Consider the following 26,851-nt stretch of genomic DNA (forward strand, 5'->3'; position numbering starts at 1 on the left):
CAGAATAATAAATTAGTATTTATTCCTGCTAATTTAAATATTTTAGAAAATGTGTATATTAGATGTTAGTCACATTAACCTATGCTTTATAATGGAGACAAATGACGCTAAAAGTTAATAAATTCGGCAAAAATTACCAACCACTATTTTAAATAACAAAAAAATAGCCTAGTTGCTGTAGCAAACTAGGCTAATTAAATATTAAGTAAAACTACCTATAAATATATTATTTGATTTCGACCTGCCCCATCATTCCTAAGGTTTCATGCTCCAAAATATGACAGTGATACATTCTTAAACCTTTATCATACTCTACAAACACAATACGTGCTTTTTCATAAGGTTTTAGATTGATGGTATCTTTTAGCTCTTTAAATAAAGGTTTAGTTACTTTACCTGCTAATTCATATTCTTTTACTTGAAATTGTGGGCCATGCAAATGGAAAGAATGATCCATATGGGAGTTATTAAAAATCTCCCACTCCTGTACCTCACCTACCTTAACGGTGAAATCAACACGTTTTAAGTCATGTTTTTTACCATTCACTAAGAAGTCCACACCTGCTGGCGAATCAGGATTATTTACCTCTGTAAACTCAACTTTATAGGTGACAACTGCTTTAGCTGTATCAGCAATATCTGTTAATTTTTCTGGTAATGAAATTTTATCTTTCAGTTGCATTTTTACTTGGGCTACAGGTAAATCTTGCTCTTTCGCAACATTGCCCATTTTGCCACGATCATAGGCTAAAGCGGTCAACATAAATTCAGCTTGTTTTTTAGGCGTTAATACTATTTCTGCACGCTCACCTGGTGTTAGAAGTATTTGAGTAATCGCTTGTGGCTTTTCTAATAAGCCACCATCACTTGCAACTTGATAAGCCTCTACTTGATCTTCAGGAAATGATAAGTTTAGATAACGTGCAGAATTACCATTCCAAATTCGCCAACGCTGTGTACCCTCTAAACTAATAATAGGTTGATATTGGCCATTAATTAACTGAAACTGCCCTTCCCGTCCATTCATCCAATCTAACATTGTGTTGCTAGCAATTTGTGCTTCTTTATCTAATTTCAAGTCAGAGAAAAACAGATTTTGCTCAGGTATAGCTTTTAATGGGTCATTAGGGTCTCGTACAATAAAAGCACCTGCTAGTCCTCTGTATACCTGCTCAGCAGTATACTCATGAGGGTGTGGATGAAACCAATAAGTACCAGAAAAATCTTTTGGCAGGGTAAATTCAATATTTCTGGTATCACCTGGCTCGATAGGGTGTTGAGGGTTACCATCTACTTGTGGCGTTACAGGTAAGCCATGCCAATGAACGGTTGTGCCTTGCGACAAATGGTTTTGGATGGATACTTTTACGGTTGTTCCTGCCATGACATCAATCACCGGTAAAAACTTTTGTTCATATAACCAAAAAGTGGTTGGCTTATTAGCAATTAACTCAATTTTGGTTGGCATAATCATTAAATCAGTCTCAAATACATCAGGCTGTTTACTTTTATTAGCCAATACAGGTAGCGGTTGTAGTGGTTGACCTTTGGGGATTAAATCTTGTGCTAGTAATTCTTCATTACTGGGTGTCATCACCATACCAGTATGTTGGCTATGATCCTGCTGGGTAGTTTGATGATGATGCGGCTGAGCAAAACTGAGTGAACTTGAAAGGGTAAAAATAAATAAACAACTTAGTTTTTTTAATAGTTTATGATTTGCCATATAAGATCTCTAATAACGAGTTACTTTTTAGCTTTAGGATACCTCCAATACCATAACACTTCTTCTTTACCATCATTGATACCCACCCAGCTATTACTTTCGCCAGTCATTATACCATCAATAGCCCATCTAATTTCACTAAGCCAATTTTTACCAATTGTTAAGGTTGCAGGTTCTAAGCCTGTTGAAAATTCCCACTTTTCAGACTGTTTAGAAAAGCTTATATGCCACTCTTTAGGTGCAATCCACTTGGCAACACCTACTCTATTATTTGGAATACTTAATATTTCATTGTTTGGTGCAGTAATGGTTACAGTTTTACGATTAATTGCTTGATCTCTTTCAAATGCTTTAAGCAACAACATTAATGAGAGACAGCCAATATCGTCTGCTGTTATATGCCAATTGGGATAGTGAATGTCATCAGGATACTGATAGCGCCAAAGCGAAATAATCCCCTGTTGCTTCCAATTTTCAACATACGACATTAAACACTCAACTCCTCATTTATACTCATACAATGACGTATAAAACTTCTCTTCTAATAGTTATAAATTATGCCATAGATTATAATCATAAGTAACATGATTATTTATCATTTTTGAAAAAGTTTCTAAATACAACTCTTCATTATTATTAGTCTAAATAATACTCTTTATTTGCCATTTAAAAAAGTAATAAATTAAAACTACATAAAGAAGAATTAGAAGGCTTATATAATAAGAAAATACTATAAAAAGCTTAACTATAACTTAATAATAAAATGCTTAAGATCATTTTATAGATAAATTTAAAAAAATATACCCATATACATCTTGTTAGGAAAATTAATAATGTATATGGGCTATCTCTGTGAATTAACGCTCTAGCAATAGGCGTAACATGCGACGTAAGGGCTCAGCAGCACCCCATAGCAATTGATCACCTACGGTAAACGCACCTAAATATTGTGAGCCAATATTTAATTTGCGTAATCTACCTACAGGTACAGTCAAAGTTCCTGTTACAGCAGTGGGTGATAAATCCTGCATGCTAATTTCACGATGGTTAGGTACTAACTTAACCCAATCATTATGATTTTTTATCATGCTTTCAATGTCTTCCATAGGTACATCTTTGTTTAATTTAATAGTCAATGCCTGACTATGGCAACGCATTGCGCCAATACGTACACAGATACCATCGATTAGTATTGGATTTTTAGCACGGCCTAGAATTTTATTGGTTTCAACTTGTGCCTTCCACTCTTCACGGCTTTGACCACTTGGCAGCTCTTTATCAATCCAAGGAATTAAACTACCTGCTAAAGGCACCCCAAAATGTTCATCAGGGAAACTTGCACTACGCTGAGTAGCAGCTACTTTACGATCTATTTCTAAAATAGCACTAGCAGGATTGGCTAATTCATCTGCCACTGAATCATTAATCACGCCCATTTGCTTGATTAATTCACGCATATTTTGCGCGCCAGCACCTGATGCAGCCTGATAAGTCATCGCACTCATCCACTCCACAAGGCCAGCTTCAAATAAACCACCTAATGCCATCAACATCAAGCTCACTGTGCAATTACCACCGATAAAATCTTTTTTACCTGCGTCTAATGCTTGATCGATGACTTTACGGTTAACAGGGTCTAGTATAATAACAGAGTCATCTTCCATTCTTAGGCTAGAAGCCGCATCAATCCAATAGCCTTGCCAACCAGCACTACGTAACTTAGGGAAAATTTCAGTTGTGTAATCGCCACCTTGACAAGTAATAATAGCGTCTAGTGTTTTCAGCTCATCAATATCATAAGCATCTTTTAGGGGATCTACTGTTTTGCCAATAGTAGGCGCAGCCCCACCCACATTAGAAGTGGTAAAAAATACAGGCTCTATAAGATCAAAATCCTTCTCCTCCTGCATACGTTGCATAAGGACTGAACCCACCATTCCACGCCAACCGATTAAACCTACACGCATCATAAAATATTGTTTCCTCTAAATACTTATTGCATTAATGCCCCATTGACTAACAATTTACAACTTTTTTAGCTCTGCAACAACTGCGTTACCCATCTCTGAGGTAGACACTTTATCACATCCCAGTGACATAATATCAGCGGTACGTAAATTTTTATCTAAAGTCAAACCTACTGCCTTTTCAATTAAGTTAGCTGATTCAGTGTGCTTAAAGGTATAACGAAGCATCATAGCAGCAGATAAAATTGTTGCTAATGGATTAGCAATATTTTTTCCAGCAATATCTGGTGCTGAACCATGACTAGGTTCATACATACCCTTACCATTCTCATCTAACGAAGCAGAAGGCAACATACCAATAGAACCCGTTAACATTGAGGCCTGATCCGATAAAATATCACCAAACATGTTTTCTGTTACGATCACATCAAATTGCTTTGGTAAACGCACTAGTTGCATAGCTGCATTATCCACATACATATGTGATAGCTCTACATCTGGATAATCCTTTGCAATATCATTAACCACTTCACGCCATAATTGACTCGCTTCCATTACATTGGCTTTATCCACCGAGCAGAGTTTTTTATTGCGTAATTGCGCCATTTCAAAGCCTACTCTTACTATACGTTCAATTTCGCTCTCACGATAAGGTAAGGTGTTATAACCTTGACGCTCACCACTCTCTAACATACGAATACCTCTTGGTTCACCAAAATAGATACCACCCGTTAGCTCACGAACAATTAAAATATCTAACCCAGCTACAAACTCTGCTTTTAAACTAGAAGCGTCAGCCAGTTGTGGATATAAAATAGCAGGACGTAAATTAGCAAATAATCCTAATTCTGAACGAATTTTTAATAAGCCTTTTTCTGGACGAATGCTACGCTCGATATTATCCCATTTCGGGCCACCCACCGAACCTAGTAACACAGCATCTACTTCACGCGCAGTCGCTAGGGTTGAGTCTGCTAAGGGAACACCATATTTATCGACAGCCGCACCACCAATAGCATCTTCGGTTAATTCAAAACCTAAGTTATATTTATCATTAATAACATCTAATACCTTAACCGCTTCAGTAACAATTTCTGGACCTATGCCATCACCCGCTAGTACTAAAATTTTCTTACTCATCACAATATTCCCAATTCACTTTTTAATTAAAAATCCCGTTATTATTTAGTAGCCCATACTACTAGCACATCAGTAGTAAATGAACCTTGTTGATCTATTGCAAAATAATCTCTGACTTCTTGTGCCATTGATTGCTGTAGCGCCAAAATGGCATCCCTATATAGCGCAGGAGTACGCATCCGCTCAACCCAACTAGTAAATTCTAAACGCAACTTTTGGCGATGGTGCTTCGTGACTATCAGACCTGACTCGCCTAATTGCCTTATCCATTCAGCTACAGTGTAATCACGTACATGACTGGTATCCCTTAAAACTTCTACTGTTTGTAAATAAGTATCAAACAATGGTTGCTGTGGAGAGATAACATCAATAAAAGCCACCACGCCCGAAGGCTTCAATACCCTTATTACCTCACGTAGAGCTATGCCTAAATCCTGCCAATGATGTGCAGAATAACGACTAAATACAAAATCAAAACTATTATCAGCAAAGGGTAATGATTCAGCAACGCCTTGCACTGTTTCTATATTGCCTAAATGTTGAGCAGCACTACTTGCAGCAACTACTTCTAACATTGATTCAGAAAGATCATAGGCGATTACTTTATTAACAGAGGGCGCCACATTAAAACTCACATGCCCTGCACCACAACCTAAATCCAATACATCTGCATGCTGTCTGTTAGCTACAGCTTGCTGAAGTAAACTAAACTCTTCACCTTGGGCATGCACAGCACTGGTTAAATAAGCATTGGCTTGCTCACCAAATTGTTTATCCACCACCTGCTTATGATCTTTCATTGTCTATACTCTACTGGTTTTGAAATAACCAAGGCTGCGCCTGCTTGTGTTTTTCTTCAAAGCTGCGAATGGTATCAGCATCTTGTAAGGTTAAACCAATATCATCTAAGCCATTTAATAAACAATGCTTACGGAAAGCATCCACTTCAAAATGGTATTGTTTACCTTCTGGTGTGGTGACTGTTTGGCTAGCTAAGTCTATTATTAGTTGATAACCTTCATTTGCTTCAACTGCTTTAAACAATTCATCTACTTCTTGTTCAGTTAAAACAATAGGTAATAAACCATTTTTAAAACTGTTATTAAAGAAAATATCCGCATAACTAGGTGCAATGATGGTACGAAAACCATACTCTTCTAATGCCCAAGGCGCATGTTCACGGGACGAACCACAGCCAAAATTTTCACGGGCAATTAATACCGTAGCACCTTGGTAACGTGGTTGGTTAAGTACAAACTCTTTATTAATGGGTCTAGTTGAACAATCTTGCCCTGGATAACCTACATCCAAATAACGCCATTCATCAAATAAGTTCACACCAAAACCAGTACGCTTAATTGATTTTAAAAACTGTTTGGGGATAATTTGGTCAGTATCCACATTAGCACGATCTAAAGGAGCTACTAAGCCAGTTACTTTAGTATAGGGTTTCATTTTATGCTCCTTCCTTTATTAACTCACGAACATCAATAAAATGACCAGCCACTGCCGCAGCTGCAGCCATTGCAGGGCTCACTAAATGGGTGCGACCACCTGCACCTTGGCGACCTTCAAAGTTTCTATTTGAAGTTGAGGCGCAATGCTCACCACTTTCTAAACGATCAGGGTTCATGGCTAAACACATTGAACAACCTGGTTCACGCCATTCAAAGCCTGCTTCTATAAAGATTTTATCCAGACCTTCTTGTTCAGCCTGTTCTTTTACTAAGCCAGAACCTGGTACAACCATTGCTAATTTAACATTAGCCGCTACTTTACGTCCCTTAGCTATCTGAGCCGCAGCACGAATGTCTTCAATTCGTGAATTAGTACAAGAACCAATAAATACTTTGTCTACTTTAATATCAGTAATCGCTTGGTTTGCTTGTAAACCCATATATTTTAAAGCACGCTCAATAGAACCACGCTTAATAGGATCAGCCTCTTTGGCTGGATCAGGCACTATAGCATCCACTGGCAATACCATTTCTGGTGAAGTACCCCAACTTACTTGAGGCTTAATAGACGCAGCATCTAACTCTACTATTGTGTCAAAATGGGCGTCTGCATCTGATACTAAATCTTGCCAAGCAGCTACTGCCTTTTGCCAATTGTCACCTTTGGGTGCAAAAGGACGACCTTTTACATAGTCGATAGTCTTTTCATCAACAGCTACTAAACCTACCCTAGCACCTGCTTCAATAGACATATTACATAAGGTCATACGGCCTTCTACTGATAAGTCACGGATAGCACTTCCTGCAAACTCCATTGCATGACCAGTACCACCTGCTGTACCAATTTTGCCAATTACAGCCAATACAATATCTTTGGCCGTTACCCCTGCCGCTAATTTGCCTTCTACTTTGACCAACATGTTTTTCATTTTTTTTGCCACTAAGCATTGTGTAGCTAATACATGTTCGACTTCGGAAGTACCAATACCATGCGCCAATGCACCTAAAGCACCATGGGTGGAGGTATGCGAGTCACCACAGACAATGGTCATACCTGGTAAAGTAGTACCTTGTTCTGGGCTAATCACATGTACAATCCCTTGCCGCACATCGTTCATTTTGAACTCTAAAATACCAAAGTCATCACAGTTTTTATCTAAGGTTTCCACCTGTAAACGTGACACAGGATCAGTAATAGACTCAATACCGCCTTTACGATCTGGTGTAGTAGGCACATTATGATCGGGAGTAGCAATATTGGCATCAATTCGCCAAGGTTTACGATTAGCCAAACGTAAGCCCTCAAATGCTTGCGGTGAAGTTACCTCATGCAAAATTTGCCGATCAATATAAATTAAAGCGGAACCATCATCACGTTGTTTGACCAAGTGCTGATCCCATAATTTATCGTATAACGTCTTAGCAGACATGCTATTTCCTCATCGAAACTAATTATTAATCTTTATATATTGCTATAGTAGGACTTTATTAATAATAAAACAAATTTATATTTTTTATAATTTTGATAACTTTTAGGAATAGTAAATTCACTGTCATTAACTAAAGAAAATTGATTTAAAACAAATACTTTTTAAAAAACAACAGTACAAGACCGAGAAAATAACCATACTATACTAAAGGTTAATATACAGTCATCCTAATTAATGAAGAATTTACACTCTTAACCAAGGATCACCATAAATGAGGAACATTATGACGACTGCATTTTCAACAACAACTTTAAATACTGCACGGCTGTTATTACGTCCGCTCGTCGCTCAGGATGCCCACGATTTATATAAAATAATGTTTGATACTGAGGTTCTACGCTACTGGAAAACAGATCCTATCAAATGTATTGAGCGTGCCTATAAAGTAATCGATGAAGCCAATAAAGCAATGAAGGCTGAAACCCAATTATCACTAGGCATTATCAGAAAAAGTGATAATAAATTAATAGGTACTTGTTTATTATTTAATATTCAAAAAAATGCAAAACGTGCCGAAATAGGCTATGGCCTAGCAACTCACGCTTGGAATAAAGGTTATATGCGCGAAGCCCTGTATGCGTTTCTGAGTTTCGCCTTTGACAACTTGCATCTTAACCGTATAGAAGCAGAAATTGATCCCCATGATGACAGCTCTGCCAAAATATTAGGCCATTTAGGCTTTCATAAAGATGGCTATTTAAAACAGCGTTGGATTATTCATGGTGAACATTGTGATTCAGAGCTATATGGTTTATTAGCAGAAGACTGGGCTATTAGAAAGAAACAAAACAAGGTAGCTTAATCATTACATCACTTACAAAGTCGCTATTCCACAATTAGCAAGCTAATAACCTATTCTCAAACCATTAAACTAAACTGATACGCTTTTGAGAGATTTAGGAGTTTTTAGTACCAGTAGTACTCGCTTAGGTGTTAATAAAGATGTTGAAGAATAAAGGTAATCTAGATAGTTTTTTGTTCTTCAAAATAAAAACCCCTTGTGTTTAGCAAGGGGTTAAATATTTCTATGGCGGAGAGGGGGGGATTCGAACCCCCGATACCCTTTTGAGGTATGCTCCCTTAGCAGGGGAGTGCCTTCGGCCTCTCGGCCACCTCTCCAGTATTGGGGGCGTATCCTACCTTCTTTTTAATCATTTGAAAAGCAAAATTTTCATTTTTTTCAAATTTTTCCTATTCAGGCTTTACAGCTTGATTTTTTTCCTTTTGAATACGTTGATAAATTTCTTCACGGTGTACCGCTACCTCTTTAGGCGCGCTCACACCAATACGAACCTGGTTACCTTTAACACCTAATACGGTGATATTAACATCATCACCTACCATTAAAGCTTCCCCAACCTTACGGGTTAGAATTAACATTCCCTATCTCCTCACAAGTACTTCTAGGATGTAAAATTGAACACATAATATTTCACAAGATGGAAATACTATAACCTTACTTTTTTAAATCAATCACCTCTAATAATAAGGGTATAATGAATTAAAAAAAGCACCCTTTTGTTTCAAAACATTTAATTAATCTAAAGTTTTATCTGGTACATCTAGTTCAAATGCAGTATGCAATGATCTAACTGCTAACTCCAAATACTTCTCTTCAATCAATACAGAAATTTTAATTTCTGATGTTGATATCATGAGAATATTAATACCTTCCTTAGCAAGTACTCCAAACATACGGCTGGCAACACCTGCATGAGAGCGCATACCCACTCCGACAATAGATACTTTAGCAATATCTAGGTTGCCTGCAACCTCTCGTGCTGAAATCTTTTTAGCTGTATCATTTAAGATATCAAGTGCCGTTTGATATTCATTACGAGACACCGTAAACGTAAAATCTGTTGTTCCATCTTGAGATATATTCTGAACTATCATATCTACTTCAATATTAGCAGCACTGATAGGTCCTAAAATATCAGAGGCCACTCCAGGAGTATCTGGTACTCCACGGATAGTTAGCTTAGCTTCATCTCGACTAAAAGCTATTCCAGAAATAATCGGCTGTTCCACAGAAACCTCTTCATCAATTGTTATAAGAGTACCAGACCCTTCTTTAAAGCTATGTAATACACGTAATGGCACATTATATTTGCCAGCAAACTCAACAGAACGAATTTGCAATACTTTTGAACCTAAACTAGCCATTTCTAGCATTTCTTCAAAAGTAATTTTTTCTAAACGTCGTGCCTTAGGCTCTACCCTTGGATCTGTTGTATAAACGCCATCTACATCTGTATAAATTTGGCATTCATCAGCCTTTAAAGCCGCCGCCAGAGCTACACCTGTAGTGTCAGAACCTCCACGACCTAAGGTAGTAATATTTCCATTATCATCTACACCTTGGAAACCTGCTACTACCACTACTCTACCTGCTTTAAGGTCTGCTTTAATATTATGGTCATCGATACTTAAAATACGAGCTTTGGTATGTGAACTATCAGTTTGTATACGAACTTGTGCACCTGTATACGACTTGGCAGGCACACCAATACTCTCTAAAGCGAGGCACAATAATGCTATAGTTACCTGCTCACCTGTAGAGACCATAACATCAAGCTCTCTAAGGTTAGGACGATCAGTGATTTGCTTAGCAAGCCCTAATAGCCTATTCGTTTCACCGCTCATTGCAGAAACAACAATAACTAGATCATTGCCCTCTGCTTTAAACTTCTTAATTTTCTGAGCTACTTGTTGAATTCGTTCAACAGAGCCAACCGAAGTACCACCAAATTTTTGTACAATTAATGCCATAATATTAACTGCCTAACGCTATTGTGCAATTATTTTGCTATAAAGTCTGTTCTACAAAAGTAGTTGCTAAAGTTAATGCCTCATCAATTTTTGAAACATTACTGCCACTACCTTGTGCCATACTTGGACGACCACCGCCCTTACCTTCTACTACTTCACAGGCTTGTTTAATTAAATCCCCTGCTTTTAACTTACTACTTAGATCATCTGTTACACCAGCGACTAAAACAACTTTTCCGTCTAATTCACTGGCCAATAAAATAACAGCTGAACCTAATTTATTTTTAAGTTGGTCTAATAAGGCCAATAATGCTTTATTATCCTGACCATCAACGCGTGTTGCTAAAACTTTTATACCTTTAATATCTAACGCATTAGATACTAAATCACTGCCTGCTGCTGAAGCTAATTTCGCTTTTAGTTGTTCTATTTCTTTTTCCAGATGACGATTCTGTTCTAACACAGACTTCAGTTTTTCAAAGAAATTATCTTTGTTACCTTTTAATAATTGAGCAGCTGTTTTTAAATCATTGTCTGCGGAGTTTAAATAATCAAAGGCAACAGCGCCAGTTACTGCTTCAATACGACGCACACCCGAGGCTATACCTGTTTCTGCAATAATTTTAAATAAACCAATATCACCTGTGCGCTCAACGTGCGTACCACCACATAGTTCAACAGAGAAACCACTACCCATTGAAAGAACACGTACTACATCGCCGTATTTTTCTCCAAATAGCGCCATAGCTCCCATTTCTTTTGCTGTGTCTATATCGGTAACTTTGGTTTGAACTTGCGTATTTAAACGTATTTGTTCATTGACTAATCGTTCTAATTCACCAATTTGTGCAGGTGTCACTGCTTCAAAATGGCTAAAGTCAAAACGAAGACGCTGACTATCAACTAATGAACCTTTTTGCTGTACATGATCTCCTAATACATTACGTAAAGCAGCATGTAATAAATGTGTTGCTGAATGGTTTAATGCAGTAGCTTTACGCACATTAATATTGACTACCGCTTTTAGTAACATACCTGTGTGGATAGCTCCTTCAGCTACCTTACCATGATGTAAAAAAGCACCTTTTACTTTGGTTACATCAGTCACTTCAAAGCGTACACCATCTAAAAATAAGTAACCCGCATCACCTACTTGGCCACCTGACTCCGCATAGAAAGGCGTTTTATCTAAGATAACACACCCTTCATCACCTACTTGTAACTCAGTAATGCTTTCATTACCTTTTAATAAGCTAATTACTTTGCCTTCATCTGCTAAATAATCATAGCCTGTAAATTCTGTTTCAGAATCTATTTTAAGAATACTGTTGTAATCTACGCTAAAATGGCTAGCTGATTTAGCACGTGCTTGTTGTTCTTTCATATTGTGTTGGAAACCTTCTTCATCCAACACCAATCCTCTTTCACGAGCAATATCATTGGTTAAATCAACAGGGAAACCATAAGTATCATATAACTTAAAGATAACATCACCAGGAATAGTATTACTGGTTAACTCTGCTAAATCTTGCTCTAAAATACGTAATCCCTGATCCAATGTTTTAGCAAATTGTTCTTCTTCTGCTTTTAAAACACGTTCAATATGGCTTTGATTTTGTTGAAGCTCAGGATAAGCATTACCCATTTCAGCAACTAATGCAGCCACTATTTTATGGAAAAATGCACCCTTAGCACCTAATTTATTACCATGACGGCAGGCACGACGAATAATACGACGTAATACATAGCCTCGCCCTTCATTAGAAGGCAAAACCCCATCTGCAATTAAAAAACTACAAGAACGTATATGATCTGCCACCACTTTTAAAGAAGGTGCGTCATCATTTTCACAACTAATAGCTTCAGCAGCCACTTTTAACAAGCTCTGGAATAAATCAATTTCGTAATTAGAGTGGACATGCTGCATTACTGCACTAATACGCTCCAAGCCCATTCCTGTATCTACACTTGGTGCTGGCAATGGATGCATTACACCATCTGCAGTACGATTAAACTGCATAAAGACCACATTCCAAATTTCTATATAGCGGTCACCATCTTCTTCTGGAGTACCAGGAAGACCGCCCCAAATTTCAGCGCCATGGTCATAAAAAATTTCTGTACAAGGACCACAAGGACCAGTATCGCCCATTGTCCAGAAATTATCTGAAGCATAAGGAGCGCCCTTATTGTCACCAATACGAATAATTCGTTCTGCTGGTACACCTACATGATTAGTCCATATATCAAAAGCTTCATCATCATCCTGATAAATAGTGACCCATAATTTTTCTTTAGGCAGACCTAACCACTCAGGAGATGTTAGAAACTCCCAAGCATAACTAATGGCGTCTTTCTTAAAATAATCACCAAAGCTAAAATTACCTAACATTTCAAAAAAAGTATGGTGTCTAGCGGTATAACCTACATTCTCTAAGTCATTATGCTTACCACCTGCTCTTACGCATTTCTGGCTTGTAGTAGCACGAGTATAAGAACGTTTTTCACCCCCTAAAAAACAATCCTTAAATTGATTCATACCTGCATTAGTAAACAATAAGGTGGGATCGTTATCGGGGACTAGAGAGCTGGAAGGAACACGAGTATGTTTTTTACTTTCAAAGAAACGTAAATAAGCTTCACGAATTTCTGTACTTCTCATAAAGTATTCCGCGAGATTTGGCAACTAAAGGGCATATTAATCATCTTAATTTAAATTCTATTTTTCAATATATATCTAATCTATATAAAAAAACTTATTGAAATATTAAATACATATTGCTAATACTGTATTGATAGACACACCTACTAAATAAGTACTTTTACCATTTTAAATATAATTACTGAGTAAATGCGCCACAACAAACAGCCCTGTCTATCAGAAAACAGACAGGGCTAGAATAATGCAATAATAAAACCTAACCAACAATGATCAAATAACTAATCATTAATTCAATTAAAATTCTACTTAATCCCACGTATTCTACAGGATTATCAAGGTACTTTCAATAATGGCTTAATATACAACATACTATAGATAATAGATTGATCTATAACATAAAAGTATCTTTTATCAGTAATACTAAATTAGCTACCTTTATGTTTCAAAAAGTTTTTATAAATAGAGGATAATAACTAATTTTATTTATAAATTTTCTTTTCATTGATATTAAGATCAAAATTATAAAAAACAACATACATTTGTGCTGTAGTTATCGTATAGTAATTAACTTAAGGGTTATGATAAAATTATTGTTTATAATAGTTTTTTTGCGCTTGTAGCTCAGCTGGATAGAGCGACCGCCTCCTAAGCGGTAGGTCGCGGGTTCGAATCCCGCCTTGCGCACCATTTTTAGACTTTTATTTATCCCACAAATTTAAATTTGTCCCATAAAATATTTTTATTGCAAATTATTTTGACTATTACTAATCAATTTTTAATTAATTTAATCTTTATAAGATTAGACAAAAGACTTTTTATGGCCGGAATTTAAATAACTTATAGGTTTTCCCTGACAAAATGTAGGTTTTTGTTGCCTCACTTTCTGAAATAGACAAGCCAGGAATTTTCTCAAACAGTATACCTTTATGACCGATATCAGTTAGTACTTGTATCAACTCATATTAAGCTGTCGTACCTTTTAGTTTCTGCCCACATTCAAAGTTACTTTTATCTTAGGCAAACAAAATGCTGTCTCTTATTGATGGTGAATGAATAAACTATGTGATATTAAAAATATCATCCGAACTTAAATATCTCATTTATATCTCTTTTGTTGTTTCTAAAGATTTTATTTTATTGAATCATTTATAAAATTTATTATTTCAAACAAAAAAAACATACATAAAAAATCAAACTATATACAAAAGTATTAGATATTGTTTTTAACAATTGGTTATTTTAATCACTTAATAAAAACATTCTTGACACCCATAATTTTTGTGGTTTATAAATGATTCTAGCTCCTAGCTAACATCATTTTAATTTCTTTTTTATATGCTCTAAACATCTTGTTTAGAGTTTTTTATTTAGAGATAACGTTTCTATTTTTTTAGACAAAAGACTAATAAACCCTTCTCTCCCTTTGCAGTCAAGATATTTTTAGAAACAATCTAGCGCTTTTCTTTTATCACACAGCTGACTACCATAATATTCACATTATTATTTTTTTATAAGGTAGTTATAAAATGAACAAAGCACTTCCATTTGCAGTATTAGCATTAGCTCTTTCAAGCACAGCAGTTTATGCTCAAGAGCAAACAGAACATATGCAACATAAAACTTTTAAAGAAACTATGGCAGAGAAAAAGCAAGCCGATAGAGAACAGGCTGCTAGTGAACGACAAGCATTAAAAGATAAAGTTAAAACTAACAGAGAAGAAGCCAAAAATAAATATGAAGCTGATAAGCAATCACTTGAAGCGAGAAAGCAAGAGCATCAAAATGGTGTAAAAACCAAAGAAGAGCTAAAGAAAGAACGTGAAGCACGCAAAGAGAAATTTGAAGCAGACAAGAGAGCTGCTAGACAACAACGTGCTGATCAAAAGCAACAATTTGAGAACAGAGTTCATCAAAGAGAACAAGATACTTTAAATAAAGTATCTCAATAATGAAAAAAATAAGGTGATTAGTTAGCTAATTACCTTATTTAAACCATTGTATAAAACAAACTATTCTTAATACTTTAATATTATTATTCTAGCTTTATTTATACCCATTAAAAGTCTATCAAATCTACTGTTATTTATTTAATTTTTAAATAACGTCTCAACCTACTAACAATTAAATTTATTAATCACCATTTCCACTAAAAGCCAATTTAAAAAAACCTATTTTAAACTATAGTAAACCTATAATTTTTATCAAGATGAAATCATTATGGACCTTAATAAAGAATTACAAGTATTTGCAGAAAGCCGTTTAAAACGTTCTTTAACAGTTGAAGAAAAAAAACTAATAGATGAATTGATTAAGCAAATAGAATCAGAAGAAAAAAAACCTACTTCCACTGACAATTAACTCTATATAAAAATTATAAATCTCAGTCTATTCTCTGACTTAAAGATATTAAATAATATAAAATTCGCTCTACTAAGCGAATGGCTTGATTAATAATAGATTAATATTAAAGAATACCTAAAGAAGATATATCGTTTTAATAAATAATATTCAATTAATGGATTGTAAGTGTTTTTTAACTTATGCTAAGTTATGATTAAATCATACTATCAATTCATCTAGCTTTGACCGAAAAATATGCAAAACTTGAAGCCCATAGGATTTTATAGCAAAAGCAAGAGTGAAAATTATGGTTATTTAAAGGTAAATAATTTCTACAAAATAATTAAACCTTTTACAGATAATGATAATAATCTTCATGTGGTTGGAGAAAAATGGCAATATTTAGGTTATTCTTTTTTGCCTTACGATGAAGGATTACAATGGATAGTATCATTTGATGGAAAACACGAAATGATGATTCCGCTTTGGCTGTTGCTGGAAGAACAGCGATATATTGCTAACAACATAGAGCAATTTATTCAATTAATTCCAACCATCGAGCATATTACAAGCAATTAATCCTAACTTAAGTGATAAACCTAGTTTTACCCTTTACCTAACGCACTGTTATTAAAAGCGAAGAGATAAACAGCTAGATATATAATGCTATGAAAACTATTTAAAATGATGCGGAAACTAACCGTTTCAATTTGACAATAAAAAAGCCAGCAATCTCTTACAATTACTAGCTTTTAAATGGTGGGCCCAGCAGGACTCGAACCTGCGACCAACGGATTATGAGTCCGCTGCTCTAACCAACTGAGCTATAGGCCCTTAGTGGGGGCAAATTATACAGATAGAAAGTAAATTCGCCAACCTATTTTTAAGAAAATTATTCGTCTAAGAACGAACGCAGATGCTCACTGCGTGTAGGATGACGTAATTTTCTTAAAGCCTTAGCTTCAATTTGTCGAATCCGTTCACGTGTTACATCAAACTGTCTACCAACCTCTTCTAAAGTATGGTCAGTATTCATATCAATACCAAAGCGCATTCTCAGTACTTTTGCTTCACGAGCAGTTAAGCCTGATAGTACTTCTCGCGTCGCTTCTTTCAAGCTTTCAGAAGTTGCGACATCAACAGGTAACTGCATGGTTGCATCTTCAATAAAATCGCCAAGATGCGAATCTTCATCATCACCAATGGGCGTTTCCATTGAGATAGGCTCTTTAGCAATTTTTAATACCTTACGGATTTTATCCTCAGGCATATCCATGCGCTCACCTAATTCTTCAGGGGTTGGCTCACGACCCATTTCTTGTAGCATTTGACGTGAAATACGATTGAGTTTATTAATCGTTTCGATCATATGTACAGGAATACGGATGGTTCTAGCTTGGTCGGCAATTGAGCGAGTAATAGCTTGACGAATCCACCACGTAGCATAAGTTGAGAACTTATAACCACGACGGTATTCAAACTTATCCACTGCCTTCATTAGGCCAATATTACCTTCTTGAATAAGATCTAAAAATTGTAGGCCACGGTTAGTATATTTCTTAGCAATTGAAATAACTAAACGCAAGTTTGCTTCAACCATTTCTTTCTTAGCACGACGTGTTTTAGCTTCGCCAATAGAAACACGACGGTTAATATCTTTCACTTCAGCAATCTTCAGACCTAGGTTTTCTTCAATATCCAATAACTCTTGTTGTAAAGCTTGAATATTTTCGACTTGTTCAGCCATTGCTTCAGCATATTTACTCTTACCACTGGCAATTTTAGCCGCCCAATTCACATTGGTTTCATTGCTTGGGAAGTGGCGTAAAAAATCGGTACGTGGCATTTTGGCATTACGCACACATGCTTGCATAATCAGACGCTCACGCTTGCGCACTTCACTTAGTGCCTGACGCACCATACCTATTACAATATCGTATTGCTTAGGCACTAGTTTAATTGGCATTAAGATATCAGCTAATAGTTGTAATTGCTCTTGTACTTTGGCTGATTTACGAGAGCTTTTTTTCATTAGCTTTTGTACTGCTGCAAACTGCTCTGCTACAGCTGTAAAACGAATTCGTGCCTCTTCTGGATCTGGTCCACTTTCACCATCACTATCGTCTGAATCTGATGCTTCTTCATCTTCATCATCTTCTAAATCATCATCTTTTGCAGCGACTTCTTTTTCTTTAATTTCTAAGGGGATTTCTTCTTCAGATAAGTCACCATTTTCTGCATCAATGTAACCAATCAATAGATCAGATAAACGGCCATTTTCTGTAGTTATGCGTTCATATTCTGCTAAAACGTGTTCTACAGGACCAGGGAAATGCACAATAGCACTCATTACATCGCGAATACCTTCTTCAATACGTTTCGCGATTTCAATTTCACCCTCACGGGTTAACAGATCTACCGTTCCCATTTCACGCATATACATGCGCACTGGGTCTGTAGTACGACCAATATCACTTTCAACAGCCGCTAATACAGCTGCCGCTTCTTCAGCAGCTACTTCATCAGTATTGGCATCAGAGAGTAGTAAAGAATCTTCATCAGGGGCTACTTCATAAACATTAATCCCCATATCATTAATCATTCGGATGATATCTTCGACCTGCTCTGGATCTGAAATATCCTCAGGCAAATGATCATTAACATCCGCATAAGTCAAATAGCCTTGTTCACGGCCACGACTAATCAATTCTTTTAAACGGGATTGCTGGTTTTCAGACATAGGACTCTATCCAAGGTAGATCTATAGCAAAAAGAAAATTAGCTGAACAGTATAGCAGAAAATAGCCTACTAAACCAATACTAATCACTTTGTCTTAGCTTTAATGGCAAGTAATTCTGTTAATTGGCTCTTTTCTTCATCTGTTAAAGCAATGCCTTTTTTAAGCAACCTATCTAACTGGGTTTCACTTTTAGTTTCATTTTGTTGCTTAATTAGTACCAATATGGCGTCTATAAACTCTTTTTCAAGGTCTCGTTCATTATTAAGTAGTTTTTCATCAGTTAATAAATTCACTAATAACCCTGCTTTATCAAAGCTTGCTAATTTACCCATTAATTGAAAACTATTTAAATTAGGCTCTTTTTGTAAAAAAGTAATAGTTTTTAATAAAAACTTACCATAATCACTCTCAACCTCATTGAGCTCACTTATATTCTTAACCTTAGTAATTAATGTTGGCTTTTTTAATAAATGACGTAATGCCACCAGAGCAGGCGTTACTTCAACCGTTTTATTTATTTTAGTATAAGTAGCTACTTCAAAATATTCTGTGTTAGTAGAAACATTTTTCATAGGTTGTTTTTGAGCGGACTTAATAGTCAATAAATGACTTTGATCTAACCCAGTTAGATCTTCTAATTTCTGATACATCAAAGTTTTTAAGCCACTATTAGGCATTTTCGTTAGCAACGGAGTAGCCATAGAAGCAAGATGGGCTTTTCCCTCTAAGCTATTAGGTGCAGCCTCTTCCATTAAATGACTAAAAAAGTAATCGGTTAAAGACTGTGCTTGCTGACTAATACGCGCTCGAAAAGCGTCTTCACCCTCAGCCCGTATTAAACTATCTGGATCTTCGCCATCAGGTAAAAATAGAAATCTAACCTTTTTACCATCTTGTAAATAAGGTAAGGCAGATTCTAAAGCGCGCCAAGCTGCTTTGCGACCTGCTGCATCCCCATCAAAGCAAAATAATATATTATTAACAATACGAAAGAGTCGTTTTATATGTTCTTCTGATGTCGCTGTACCCAAGGTAGCGACACCATTACTAAAGCCAAACTGAGCCATAGCAATAACATCCATATAACCTTCTAATACAATAATCTCGTCTAAATGGCGATTATTTTTCCTGACCTCATATAATCCATAAAGCACTTCACTTTTATGGAAAATAGGTGTTTCTGGGGAATTAAGATATTTGGGTTTATCATCGCCTAGAACCCTACCACCAAATGCTATCACCCTACCCTTAGTATCACGAATAGGAAACATTACTCTATCGCGAAAACGATCATAACGGCGGCCGTTATCAGCATTTTCTACCACCAAGCCTGCATCTATTAACAATTTCTGTTGAGCATCATCAGCATCCAAAGCTTTAATAAGGTTATCCCAACCTGGCGGCGCAAAACCTAAACCAAAATCACGGGCAATAACCCCAGTCAAACCACGCTGTTTAAAATAGTCTACTGCTATTTGTTTGGCAGGATGTGTTCTTAGTGCTTGCTGATAAAATTCAGTTGCTTTGGTTAATAGTGAATATAGGGGAGAATCTATAGATTGACGTTGCCCTTTGTGTAATGAGCCTTCCTCATAAGGAATATCCAATCCCAATTGCTTAGCTAACACTTCTACCGCTTGAGGAAAATCTAAGTGGTCATACTCCATGATAAACCCTAATGCGCTACCTGACGCTCCACAACCAAAGCAATAATAAAATTGCTTATCAGGGCTTACCGTAAAGGAAGGTGTTTTTTCATGATGAAAAGGACAACAAGCTGAATAGTTTTTACCACTTTTTTTTAGTTGAATGCGACTCCCTACCACGTCAACGACATCTACGCGATTTAATAAGTCATCAATAAACGTTTGTGGTATTAGCCCAGCCATAGTTTCTTATTTTACCAAATCTGAAAAATAAAAACTCCATCCTAATGGCTAGGATGGAGTTTTTAAGAATTATTATTGAAATTCAAGCTTATTAAAGCTTAAATTTTAACGATCAATTAATAATTGTGTTTTGCTGGACGTTGCTCACGCGAAACTTTCTTCGCATGACGCTTAACAGCTGCTGCCTTTTTACGCTTACGTTCAGCCGTAGGTTTTTCATAAAATTCACGACTACGGACATCAGCCAATACACCAGCTTTCTCACAAGCGCGCTTGAAACGACGTAATGCTACATCGAAAGGTTCATTTTCTTTGACTTTAACAGCAGGCATTCAGGTCTTACCTTTAATAAACAGTTAATAATTCGTTGATAAATAGTACTTATAATAAGTACCCAGTTAAATGAAAGTCGCAATACTACTATTTTTTGCTTGGCTAAGCAAGTTTTTCTATATATTTTTTGGCAATGATTTAAAAAGGAAAAAAATACAGAAGCTAAACAATACAATATCTACAAGCAACATAACCACTGATGACCAATGATGATACCCATCTACCAATAAACTAAAAGACAGCCCTGCAATTAATCCTGTTACAACCACTAGTTCAACATTTAATAAAATATGGACATGTGACTTGGAAAAGCAACCATATATAAATAATGATCCAAGCGCTAAATATATACCCATAAGGGTTCGAAAGATATGTAACTCACTACCATTAATGGAAGCATTAAATAATTTGCTTAAATATCCTTCGCTTGGTAACCCTACCATCAACCCTAAAACTATAAAAATAATACCTGATATAGCTAAAAAAATTTGCGCCGCTTTGTCTTTTATTACAATCATTTACAACTCTACTATTACATCAAACGCTATAGCAACTCTTCAAAAGCTGATTGGTAAGCTACACACTGCTGTGCTGTTAATAAAAATACACCATGCCCGCCTTGTGCAAACTCTAACCATGTAAAATCTATTTCAGGATATAATTCCTTAACATGTACTTCACTATTACCAACCTCTACAATCAAGATACCTTGTTCTGTAAGATGATTTGCAGCCTCTGCCAAGATAACTTTAACAATATCTAAGCCATCTTCCCCTGCAGCTAGGCCTAATTCTGGCTCATGTTGAAATTCTGGTGGAATATCTGCCATATCCTCTGCATCAACATAGGGAGGATTACATACAATTAAATCAAAACGTTGTTTGGGTAAACTATCGAAACAATCACCTTGTACGGTATATACCCTATTATCAAGGTGATAACGCTCGATATTTAAATTAGCCACCTCTAACGCTTCAAATGATAGGTCTGCCAAGATTACCTCAGCTTTAGTAAATTGCTGCGCACAAGCAATACCTATGCACCCTGAGCCACAGCACAAGTCTAAAATACGCTTGGGTGTAGATATGAGGTAAGGTTTAAATTGATTTAAAATTAGTTCGGCAATGGGTGATCTTGGTATCAACACCCTTTCATCAACATAAAATGGTCGCCCACAAAACCATGCTTCACCGAGTAAATAAGCCGTAGGAATTCTTTTTTCAATCCGCTCATTAATTAAACTGGTTAGCTCTGCTTGTTCCTCTTGCTCTAAGCGGCAATTCAAATAAGTATCTGGCAAATCAAAGGGTAAACTTAAATACCCTAAAACCAATTGCCGAGCATCATCCCATGCATTATCAGTACCATGACCAAAGAATAAATCATGTTGATGAAACTGGGTAACTGACCAACGAATATAATCTTTTATCGTTAATAAGTTTGAAGTTTTAGGTAGCATTTAATACAACCTTTAAATGAGAGACAATGAATAATATAATAGAATAAACCACCTACTAACACTATTTTTAATAAAAAAATAGCTTTTTAATATGTTTTATCAGTTTTTTTACGGTAACATATTCCACCAATATTGTTACTAGGATCCATTTATGCAAGACCAAATAACCATTATTCGTCCTGATGATTGGCATATTCATCTACGAGATGGTGTCGCATTACAACAAACAGTAAAAGATGCGGCTAGTCAGTTTGCACGTGCTATTGTGATGCCAAACTTAGTTCCACCTGTCAAAAATGCACAACAAGCTAGAGACTACCAACAACGCATTCTTGCTGCCATTCCTAGTGGCAAACAATTTGAACCCTTAATGACGCTCTATTTAACAGATAACACCACTATTGAAGATATAAAAACAGCTAAAGCTAGTGGTATTGTTTATGCTGCAAAATTATACCCCGCTGGAGCTACCACCAACTCTGACTCTGGCGTCACCTCATTAGAAGTTATCTACCCTATTTTAGAATGCATGGCTGAACAAGGGCTTCCACTGTTATTGCATGGTGAAATTACACGTCCTGAAATAGATATCTTCGATCGTGAAAAATACTTTATTGATGAACATTTAACTAAATTAGTTAAACATTTTCCTGATCTAAAAATAGTATTAGAGCATATCACTACACAAGACGCGGTTGAATTTGTAAAACAAACAGCTAATAACATAGCGGCAACGATTACCGCCCATCACTTACTTTATAACCGTAATCATATGTTAGTCGGTGGTATTCGTCCCCATTATTACTGCTTACCCATTTTAAAGCGAAATAGTCATCAACAAGCACTGATAGCCGCGGCAACTAGTGGTAATCCAAAATTCTTTTTAGGAACAGACTCTGCCCCTCATGCTACGCAGACAAAAGAGGCAACATGCGGTTGTGCTGGTTGTTATACGGCATTTGCCGCTATTGAGCTGTATACAGAAGCGTTTGATCAAGCAGATGCATTAGATAAACTAGAAAATTTTACCAGTCGTTTTGGTCCTAATTTCTACAACCTACCTGTTAATAGCGATACAATCACTTTAATACGCAAGAAATGGACTGCACCAAGCTCATTACCCTTTGGTGATAACCAATTAACCCCACTACGTGCTGGAGAAGCCATACACTGGCAATATTTGAATGAGAACAACAATGGCAAATGAGTATATGGATAACCATTTTGAGGAAACTAAACAAACTAGCCAAAAACACCCAATGGCGCAACGTTTTCGTGGCTATTTACCGGTTGTAGTTGATGTTGAAACAGGTGGTTTTAATGCCACAACAGATGCATTACTTGAAATAGCAGCAACCACTATTAGCATGGATGACAATGGTCTTCTTTATCCTGAACATAGTTATTTCTATCGTATTGAGCCTTTTGAAGGAGCCAATATTGAAGCCAGTGCTTTAGAGTTTACAGGTATAAAGCTTGATCATCCATTACGCATTACGGTTACTGAAGAATTTGCTTTAACTGAAATTTTTCGTGGAATACGCAAATCGTTAAAAGCCAATGATTGTAAACGCGCTATTTTAGTAGGCCATAACAGCAGTTTTGATTTAGGTTTTTTAAATGCTGCGATTACCCGTACCGATATAAAACGCAATCCTTTCCATCCTTTCTCAAGCTTTGACACAGCTACTTTAGCAGGCCTTGCTTATGGCCAAACAGTATTAGCGAAAGCTTGTGAAGCCTCAGGGATTGAATTTAACCAGAAAGAAGCTCACTCCGCTCGTTATGACACAGAAAAAACAGCAGAACTATTTTGTAATATAGTAAATTTATGGAAAGAAATAGGTGGTTGGCATAACTATTAATGCTTTTATTGCTTATATCCTCTCTTGCAACAGCATTAGAGGATTATAAAATCTCGTTTATTTAACTGTTATTAATGCCCTTACAAGCTTAGTTTTATATTTACTCTGTAAGAAATTTGTATTAATACCTGCCAGCTTCATTTTTAATTCCAGTTTTTCTAGCTCTCTTGCTTTTAAAGTAAATTCTTCTGAGTCCTCTTCTACGGTTTCCAATAAATCTACAAGTTCTAAAGCCCGTTTGCGATCCTCTAGTTCTGCGGGTAAAAAGCCTGAATTCTTTAGTATTCGATAAGCCGCTTTAAGTTGTGGTGGTACATGGCTATCATCATCAATAGTTAAAGGCTTGCCTTGCCCTGATAAATTATCTAGCTCATCTTTTTCAATGGCTTGCAAAATATGCTTTTCTGCCCAATCATCAATAATAGACATGCTACTTTACGACTGCTGTAGATCGTTTAATAAATGTTGGCAATTTGGATAGTACCAATCAACCAATTCAGGCCATGCATTATTAGGATAGTTTACTAAAATAGTATGAGTACCTGCATTTTTACCACTGGCTAGATCATGCAGAAAATCACCTATAATTAACATATTGTCAGGAGCTACTTGCCATCTATCAGCTAATTTCAACATACCATCAGGTGATGGTTTAGGTTGCGCCTCATTACGTCCTAACACAAGATCTTTAGTAAAGAACTGATCCAAGCCTATTGCTTGCAGAGTTATATAAGCAAGTTGTTGGTCATTTCTGGTTAAAATAGCCAGTTGATAGTCTTGCTCTTTTAAAAATTTTACTAACTCTACAGAACCTAAAGCAGGCTTCGCATTTTCAGCCAGTTCTTTTTCATGCTCTATTAACCAAGCATTTTTTTCTGCTTTCTCTTGCTCTGGTAATGATGCTAGATGAGCAAGAATATCAGCTTCTGGCGGAATACCTAAAGCTTTACGAATGGCAGGAAAATCATGGACAGCTTGCGTTAATGTGCCATCCATATCAAATACCCAATATTTGATCGCTTTAGGTTTCTTCTGTTTAATTACCATAACTATTTCTCTTTTAACAACTTTATGGGTGATAGCTTGTCTATTATCACTTATAATCTGGCGTCCATTGTATCACCACCTTTTTAATAAATAATCGATTTGTTATAAACCAATGTTTTACCTTATTATTGTTACAATTTTATGGGCTTTCTCATTTAGCCTAATAGGTGAATATTTAGCTGGCAGTGTAGATAGTTACTTTGCGGTAGTAACTCGTATCTCATTGGCTGCTTTAGTATTTTTACCTATCACCCAATGGCGTGGTATAGCAAAACCTTTTATTAAAGGGGTGATGATTTGTGGTGCTTTGCAGTTTGGCATTACTTATGTTTGTTTATACTTAAGCTTCTCCATGCTCACAGTGCCTGAAGTATTGCTGTTTACCATTCTAACACCGCTCCATATTACGCTAATTGATGACCTGTTAAATCGTCGTTTTCAAGCTTGGGCATTATTAGCTGCTTTAGTTGCTGTATTTGGCGCAGGGATTATCCGATATGATGCCGTAAGCCAAAATTTTCTGGTGGGATTTTTATTATTACAAGTAGCCAATTTCACCTTTGCAGCAGGCCAAGTTTATTATAAGTTTTTAGTTAAACATTATCCATCCTCCGTGCCACAATACAAACGCTGGGGCTATTTTTATATTGGTGGTTTTCTAGTAGCCTTGCCTGCTTTTTTGTTATTAGGAAATGCCGCCACCATTCCCCAAATTAGCACAACACAATGGGCTATTCTAGCTTGGTTAGGGCTTGCCGCCTCTGCCTTAGGCATGTATTGGTGGAACAAAGGCGCTTGTCAAGTGGATGCAGGTACGTTAGGCATAATGAATAACGCACTTATTCCCGCAGGTTTAATTGTTAATATTATTATTTGGAACCATAATGCAGATATTTTGCGATTAATGCTAGGCGGGAGTATTATTGCAAGCTCTTTGTGGATTAATAAGCTAGGTAGAAATAGGACTTTATAATGGAACTTTCTAAGAAAGGCATGGCACTTTCAATACTTGCTTCTGTTTTATTTGCCTGCTTACCTGCTTATTTTTTATGGCTATTGCCATTAACAGCTACGCAAATCCTTGCATTACGTATCTTTTGGACTTTTTTTGCTTTATTACTATTATTAATTATTACTAAGCAAACGGCTGTCTTTCAAGCAACAGTTAAACGCTTAACCAGTAATCCTAAGCTAATTATAGTATTAATCTTCTGCGCCATTATGAGCACAACCCACCAAGCTTTTTTTGTTTGGGGGCCGATTGCAAATATTATGCTTGATGTCTCCTTAGGTTATTTTTTAGCGCCATTAGTATTAGTTGTTTGTGGTCGGTTTATCTATAAAGAAACCATGCGCCCTTTACAATTAATCGCGATTATTTTAGCAGTTATTGGGGTAGCTCATCAGTTATGGGTGGCACATTCACTGTCATGGGTAACAGCAATTATTGCTACCACTTATCCATTGTATATTATCTTAAGGCGTTGGTTACAAATTCAACCCATTCCGGGTTATCTACTAGAAATGGGCATTATTTTACCTTTGGCTATCGTAACTATTATTTACACAAATCCATTTAGTACTTTACAAGCTAGACCTGTATTATGGCTACTAGCGCCAGGATTAGGGTTATTAACAGCCATAGCACTAGCTACTTTATTAGCCTCTAGCCGTTTATTGCCTGTAACGCTATTTGGAATTCTCAGTTATGTTGAGCCCGCTCTATTATTTGCTTTTGCAATAATTATTTTAAGAGAACCTCTCACCCAAACTGATTTATGGACATATATTCCTATTTGGTTAGCCATTTTATTTGTTATCATAGACAGTTTATTCATATTAAGAAAACAAATGGCTAAAACTGCAATAGCACGCCAGTAAACTTAATTATTAATTAATTTAACTCTACTGCTGATATCGTTCGTTGCACAAAATAGGATATTAGGTAAAATCAGCAACTCTA

The 26,851-nt window shown here is 36.3% G+C and carries 25 protein-coding genes and 3 tRNA genes; 9 read left to right on the forward strand and 19 right to left on the reverse strand.

The window, feature by feature from the left end; translation table 11 throughout:
* Window positions 1-226: 226 nt before the first annotated feature.
* From JHT90_RS08290 to leuC, 7 genes are all read right to left on the reverse strand, one after another.
* Window positions 227-1,726 (reverse strand): multicopper oxidase family protein, encoded by a 1,500-nt coding sequence (locus JHT90_RS08290; RefSeq protein WP_201090321.1) that lies wholly within the window; start codon window positions 1,724-1,726, stop codon window positions 227-229.
* A 20-nt stretch (window positions 1,727-1,746) separates the two neighbouring features.
* On the reverse strand, window positions 1,747-2,214 hold the full coding sequence (locus JHT90_RS08295) for a hypothetical protein (RefSeq protein WP_201090322.1): 468 nt from the start codon (window positions 2,212-2,214) through the stop codon (window positions 1,747-1,749).
* Between the two features lie 369 nt (window positions 2,215-2,583).
* Complete coding sequence (gene asd / locus JHT90_RS08300) at window positions 2,584-3,696, reverse strand: aspartate-semialdehyde dehydrogenase (protein WP_201090323.1); 1,113 nt, start codon at window positions 3,694-3,696, stop codon at window positions 2,584-2,586.
* Between the two features lie 54 nt (window positions 3,697-3,750).
* Complete coding sequence (gene leuB, locus JHT90_RS08305) at window positions 3,751-4,833, reverse strand: 3-isopropylmalate dehydrogenase (RefSeq protein WP_201090324.1); 1,083 nt, start codon at window positions 4,831-4,833, stop codon at window positions 3,751-3,753.
* A 41-nt stretch (window positions 4,834-4,874) separates the two neighbouring features.
* Window positions 4,875-5,633 (reverse strand): class I SAM-dependent methyltransferase, encoded by a 759-nt coding sequence (locus tag JHT90_RS08310; RefSeq protein ID WP_201090325.1) that lies wholly within the window; start codon window positions 5,631-5,633, stop codon window positions 4,875-4,877.
* A 10-nt stretch (window positions 5,634-5,643) separates the two neighbouring features.
* A complete protein-coding gene (gene leuD / locus JHT90_RS08315; protein WP_201090326.1) occupies window positions 5,644-6,288 on the reverse strand; it encodes a 3-isopropylmalate dehydratase small subunit in 645 nt (214 codons plus the stop codon).
* Between the two features lies 1 nt (window position 6,289).
* Window positions 6,290-7,720, reverse strand: a complete 1,431-nt coding sequence (gene leuC, locus JHT90_RS08320; RefSeq protein WP_201090327.1) for a 3-isopropylmalate dehydratase large subunit — start codon at window positions 7,718-7,720, stop codon at window positions 6,290-6,292.
* Between the two features lie 283 nt (window positions 7,721-8,003).
* Between leuC and JHT90_RS08325 the strand changes: the two genes are divergently transcribed.
* Entirely contained in the window at window positions 8,004-8,582 is a 579-nt protein-coding gene (locus JHT90_RS08325) for a GNAT family N-acetyltransferase (RefSeq protein ID WP_201090328.1), read from the forward strand.
* A 226-nt stretch (window positions 8,583-8,808) separates the two neighbouring features.
* Here the strand turns inward: JHT90_RS08325 and JHT90_RS08330 are convergent.
* The 4 genes from JHT90_RS08330 to alaS form a co-directional block, all read right to left on the reverse strand.
* Window positions 8,809-8,899 (reverse strand) — tRNA-Ser (locus tag JHT90_RS08330).
* Between the two features lie 72 nt (window positions 8,900-8,971).
* Window positions 8,972-9,160, reverse strand: coding sequence for a carbon storage regulator CsrA (gene csrA / locus JHT90_RS08335; protein WP_201090329.1), 189 nt, complete (start codon window positions 9,158-9,160; stop codon window positions 8,972-8,974).
* A gap of 156 nt (window positions 9,161-9,316) precedes the next feature.
* The gene (locus JHT90_RS08340) at window positions 9,317-10,552 is read right to left on the reverse strand and encodes an aspartate kinase (protein WP_201090330.1); all 1,236 of its coding nucleotides are present in this window, start codon (window positions 10,550-10,552) and stop codon (window positions 9,317-9,319) included.
* A gap of 37 nt (window positions 10,553-10,589) precedes the next feature.
* On the reverse strand, window positions 10,590-13,214 hold the full coding sequence (alaS, locus tag JHT90_RS08345; RefSeq protein ID WP_201090331.1) for an alanine--tRNA ligase: 2,625 nt from the start codon (window positions 13,212-13,214) through the stop codon (window positions 10,590-10,592).
* Window positions 13,215-13,824: 610 nt separating this feature from the next.
* On the opposite strand from alaS, the gene JHT90_RS08350 reads away from it, so the two are divergent.
* The 4 genes from JHT90_RS08350 to JHT90_RS08365 all read left to right on the forward strand — a co-directional run bounded on the left by JHT90_RS08350 (window position 13,825) and on the right by JHT90_RS08365 (window position 16,133).
* Window positions 13,825-13,901: transfer RNA gene (locus JHT90_RS08350), tRNA-Arg, on the forward strand.
* 839 nt (window positions 13,902-14,740) lie between these two features.
* Entirely contained in the window at window positions 14,741-15,163 is a 423-nt protein-coding gene (locus JHT90_RS08355) for a hypothetical protein (protein ID WP_201090332.1), read from the forward strand.
* Between the two features lie 268 nt (window positions 15,164-15,431).
* Window positions 15,432-15,572: a hypothetical protein gene (locus JHT90_RS08360; protein ID WP_201090333.1), complete on the forward strand. Its 141-nt coding sequence runs from the start codon at window positions 15,432-15,434 to the stop codon at window positions 15,570-15,572.
* 237 nt (window positions 15,573-15,809) lie between these two features.
* The gene (locus tag JHT90_RS08365) at window positions 15,810-16,133 is read left to right on the forward strand and encodes a DUF3601 domain-containing protein (protein WP_201090334.1); all 324 of its coding nucleotides are present in this window, start codon (window positions 15,810-15,812) and stop codon (window positions 16,131-16,133) included.
* A gap of 178 nt (window positions 16,134-16,311) precedes the next feature.
* Here the strand turns inward: JHT90_RS08365 and JHT90_RS08370 are convergent.
* The 6 genes from JHT90_RS08370 to prmB all read right to left on the reverse strand — a co-directional run bounded on the left by JHT90_RS08370 (window position 16,312) and on the right by prmB (window position 21,976).
* A tRNA-Ile gene (locus tag JHT90_RS08370) sits at window positions 16,312-16,388 on the reverse strand.
* Between the two features lie 58 nt (window positions 16,389-16,446).
* Entirely contained in the window at window positions 16,447-18,294 is a 1,848-nt protein-coding gene (rpoD, locus tag JHT90_RS08375; protein WP_201090335.1) for an RNA polymerase sigma factor RpoD, read from the reverse strand.
* Window positions 18,295-18,378: 84 nt separating this feature from the next.
* A complete protein-coding gene (dnaG, locus tag JHT90_RS08380) occupies window positions 18,379-20,184 on the reverse strand; it encodes a DNA primase (protein WP_201090336.1) in 1,806 nt (601 codons plus the stop codon).
* A 116-nt stretch (window positions 20,185-20,300) separates the two neighbouring features.
* The gene (rpsU, locus tag JHT90_RS08385) at window positions 20,301-20,516 is read right to left on the reverse strand and encodes a 30S ribosomal protein S21 (protein ID WP_109702367.1); all 216 of its coding nucleotides are present in this window, start codon (window positions 20,514-20,516) and stop codon (window positions 20,301-20,303) included.
* A gap of 117 nt (window positions 20,517-20,633) precedes the next feature.
* Entirely contained in the window at window positions 20,634-21,035 is a 402-nt protein-coding gene (locus tag JHT90_RS08390) for a DUF4345 family protein (protein ID WP_201090337.1), read from the reverse strand.
* 26 nt (window positions 21,036-21,061) lie between these two features.
* The gene (gene prmB, locus JHT90_RS08395) at window positions 21,062-21,976 is read right to left on the reverse strand and encodes a 50S ribosomal protein L3 N(5)-glutamine methyltransferase (RefSeq protein WP_201090338.1); all 915 of its coding nucleotides are present in this window, start codon (window positions 21,974-21,976) and stop codon (window positions 21,062-21,064) included.
* A 151-nt stretch (window positions 21,977-22,127) separates the two neighbouring features.
* Here prmB and pyrC point away from each other — a divergent pair, with 151 nt between their 5' ends.
* Together pyrC and rnt are read left to right on the forward strand one after the other, a co-directional pair.
* Window positions 22,128-23,183, forward strand: coding sequence for a dihydroorotase (gene pyrC, locus JHT90_RS08400; protein ID WP_201090339.1), 1,056 nt, complete (start codon window positions 22,128-22,130; stop codon window positions 23,181-23,183).
* Window positions 23,173-23,841 carry a ribonuclease T gene (rnt, locus tag JHT90_RS08405; RefSeq protein ID WP_201090340.1) on the forward strand — a complete coding sequence of 223 codons (669 nt, stop codon included), beginning with the start codon at window positions 23,173-23,175 and terminating at the stop codon, window positions 23,839-23,841. Before pyrC ends, rnt begins: the two co-directional genes overlap by 11 nt.
* A 57-nt stretch (window positions 23,842-23,898) precedes the next feature.
* On the opposite strand, the gene JHT90_RS08410 is transcribed toward rnt, so the two are convergent.
* Window positions 23,899-24,270, reverse strand: a complete 372-nt coding sequence (locus JHT90_RS08410; RefSeq protein ID WP_201090341.1) for a DnaJ family domain-containing protein — start codon at window positions 24,268-24,270, stop codon at window positions 23,899-23,901.
* A 6-nt stretch (window positions 24,271-24,276) separates the two neighbouring features.
* A complete protein-coding gene (locus JHT90_RS08415) occupies window positions 24,277-24,888 on the reverse strand; it encodes an HAD family hydrolase (RefSeq protein WP_201090342.1) in 612 nt (203 codons plus the stop codon).
* A gap of 112 nt (window positions 24,889-25,000) precedes the next feature.
* On the opposite strand from JHT90_RS08415, the gene JHT90_RS08420 reads away from it, so the two are divergent.
* Together JHT90_RS08420 and rarD are read left to right on the forward strand one after the other, a co-directional pair.
* A complete protein-coding gene (locus JHT90_RS08420; protein ID WP_201090343.1) occupies window positions 25,001-25,861 on the forward strand; it encodes a carboxylate/amino acid/amine transporter in 861 nt (286 codons plus the stop codon).
* Window positions 25,861-26,769 carry an EamA family transporter RarD gene (gene rarD, locus JHT90_RS08425; RefSeq protein ID WP_201090344.1) on the forward strand — a complete coding sequence of 303 codons (909 nt, stop codon included), beginning with the start codon at window positions 25,861-25,863 and terminating at the stop codon, window positions 26,767-26,769. Before JHT90_RS08420 ends, rarD begins: the two co-directional genes overlap by 1 nt.
* Window positions 26,770-26,851: the final 82 nt, after the last annotated feature.

It is taken from the genome of Entomomonas asaccharolytica, from assembly GCF_016653615.1.
GTDB lineage: Bacteria > Pseudomonadota > Gammaproteobacteria > Pseudomonadales > Pseudomonadaceae > Entomomonas > Entomomonas asaccharolytica.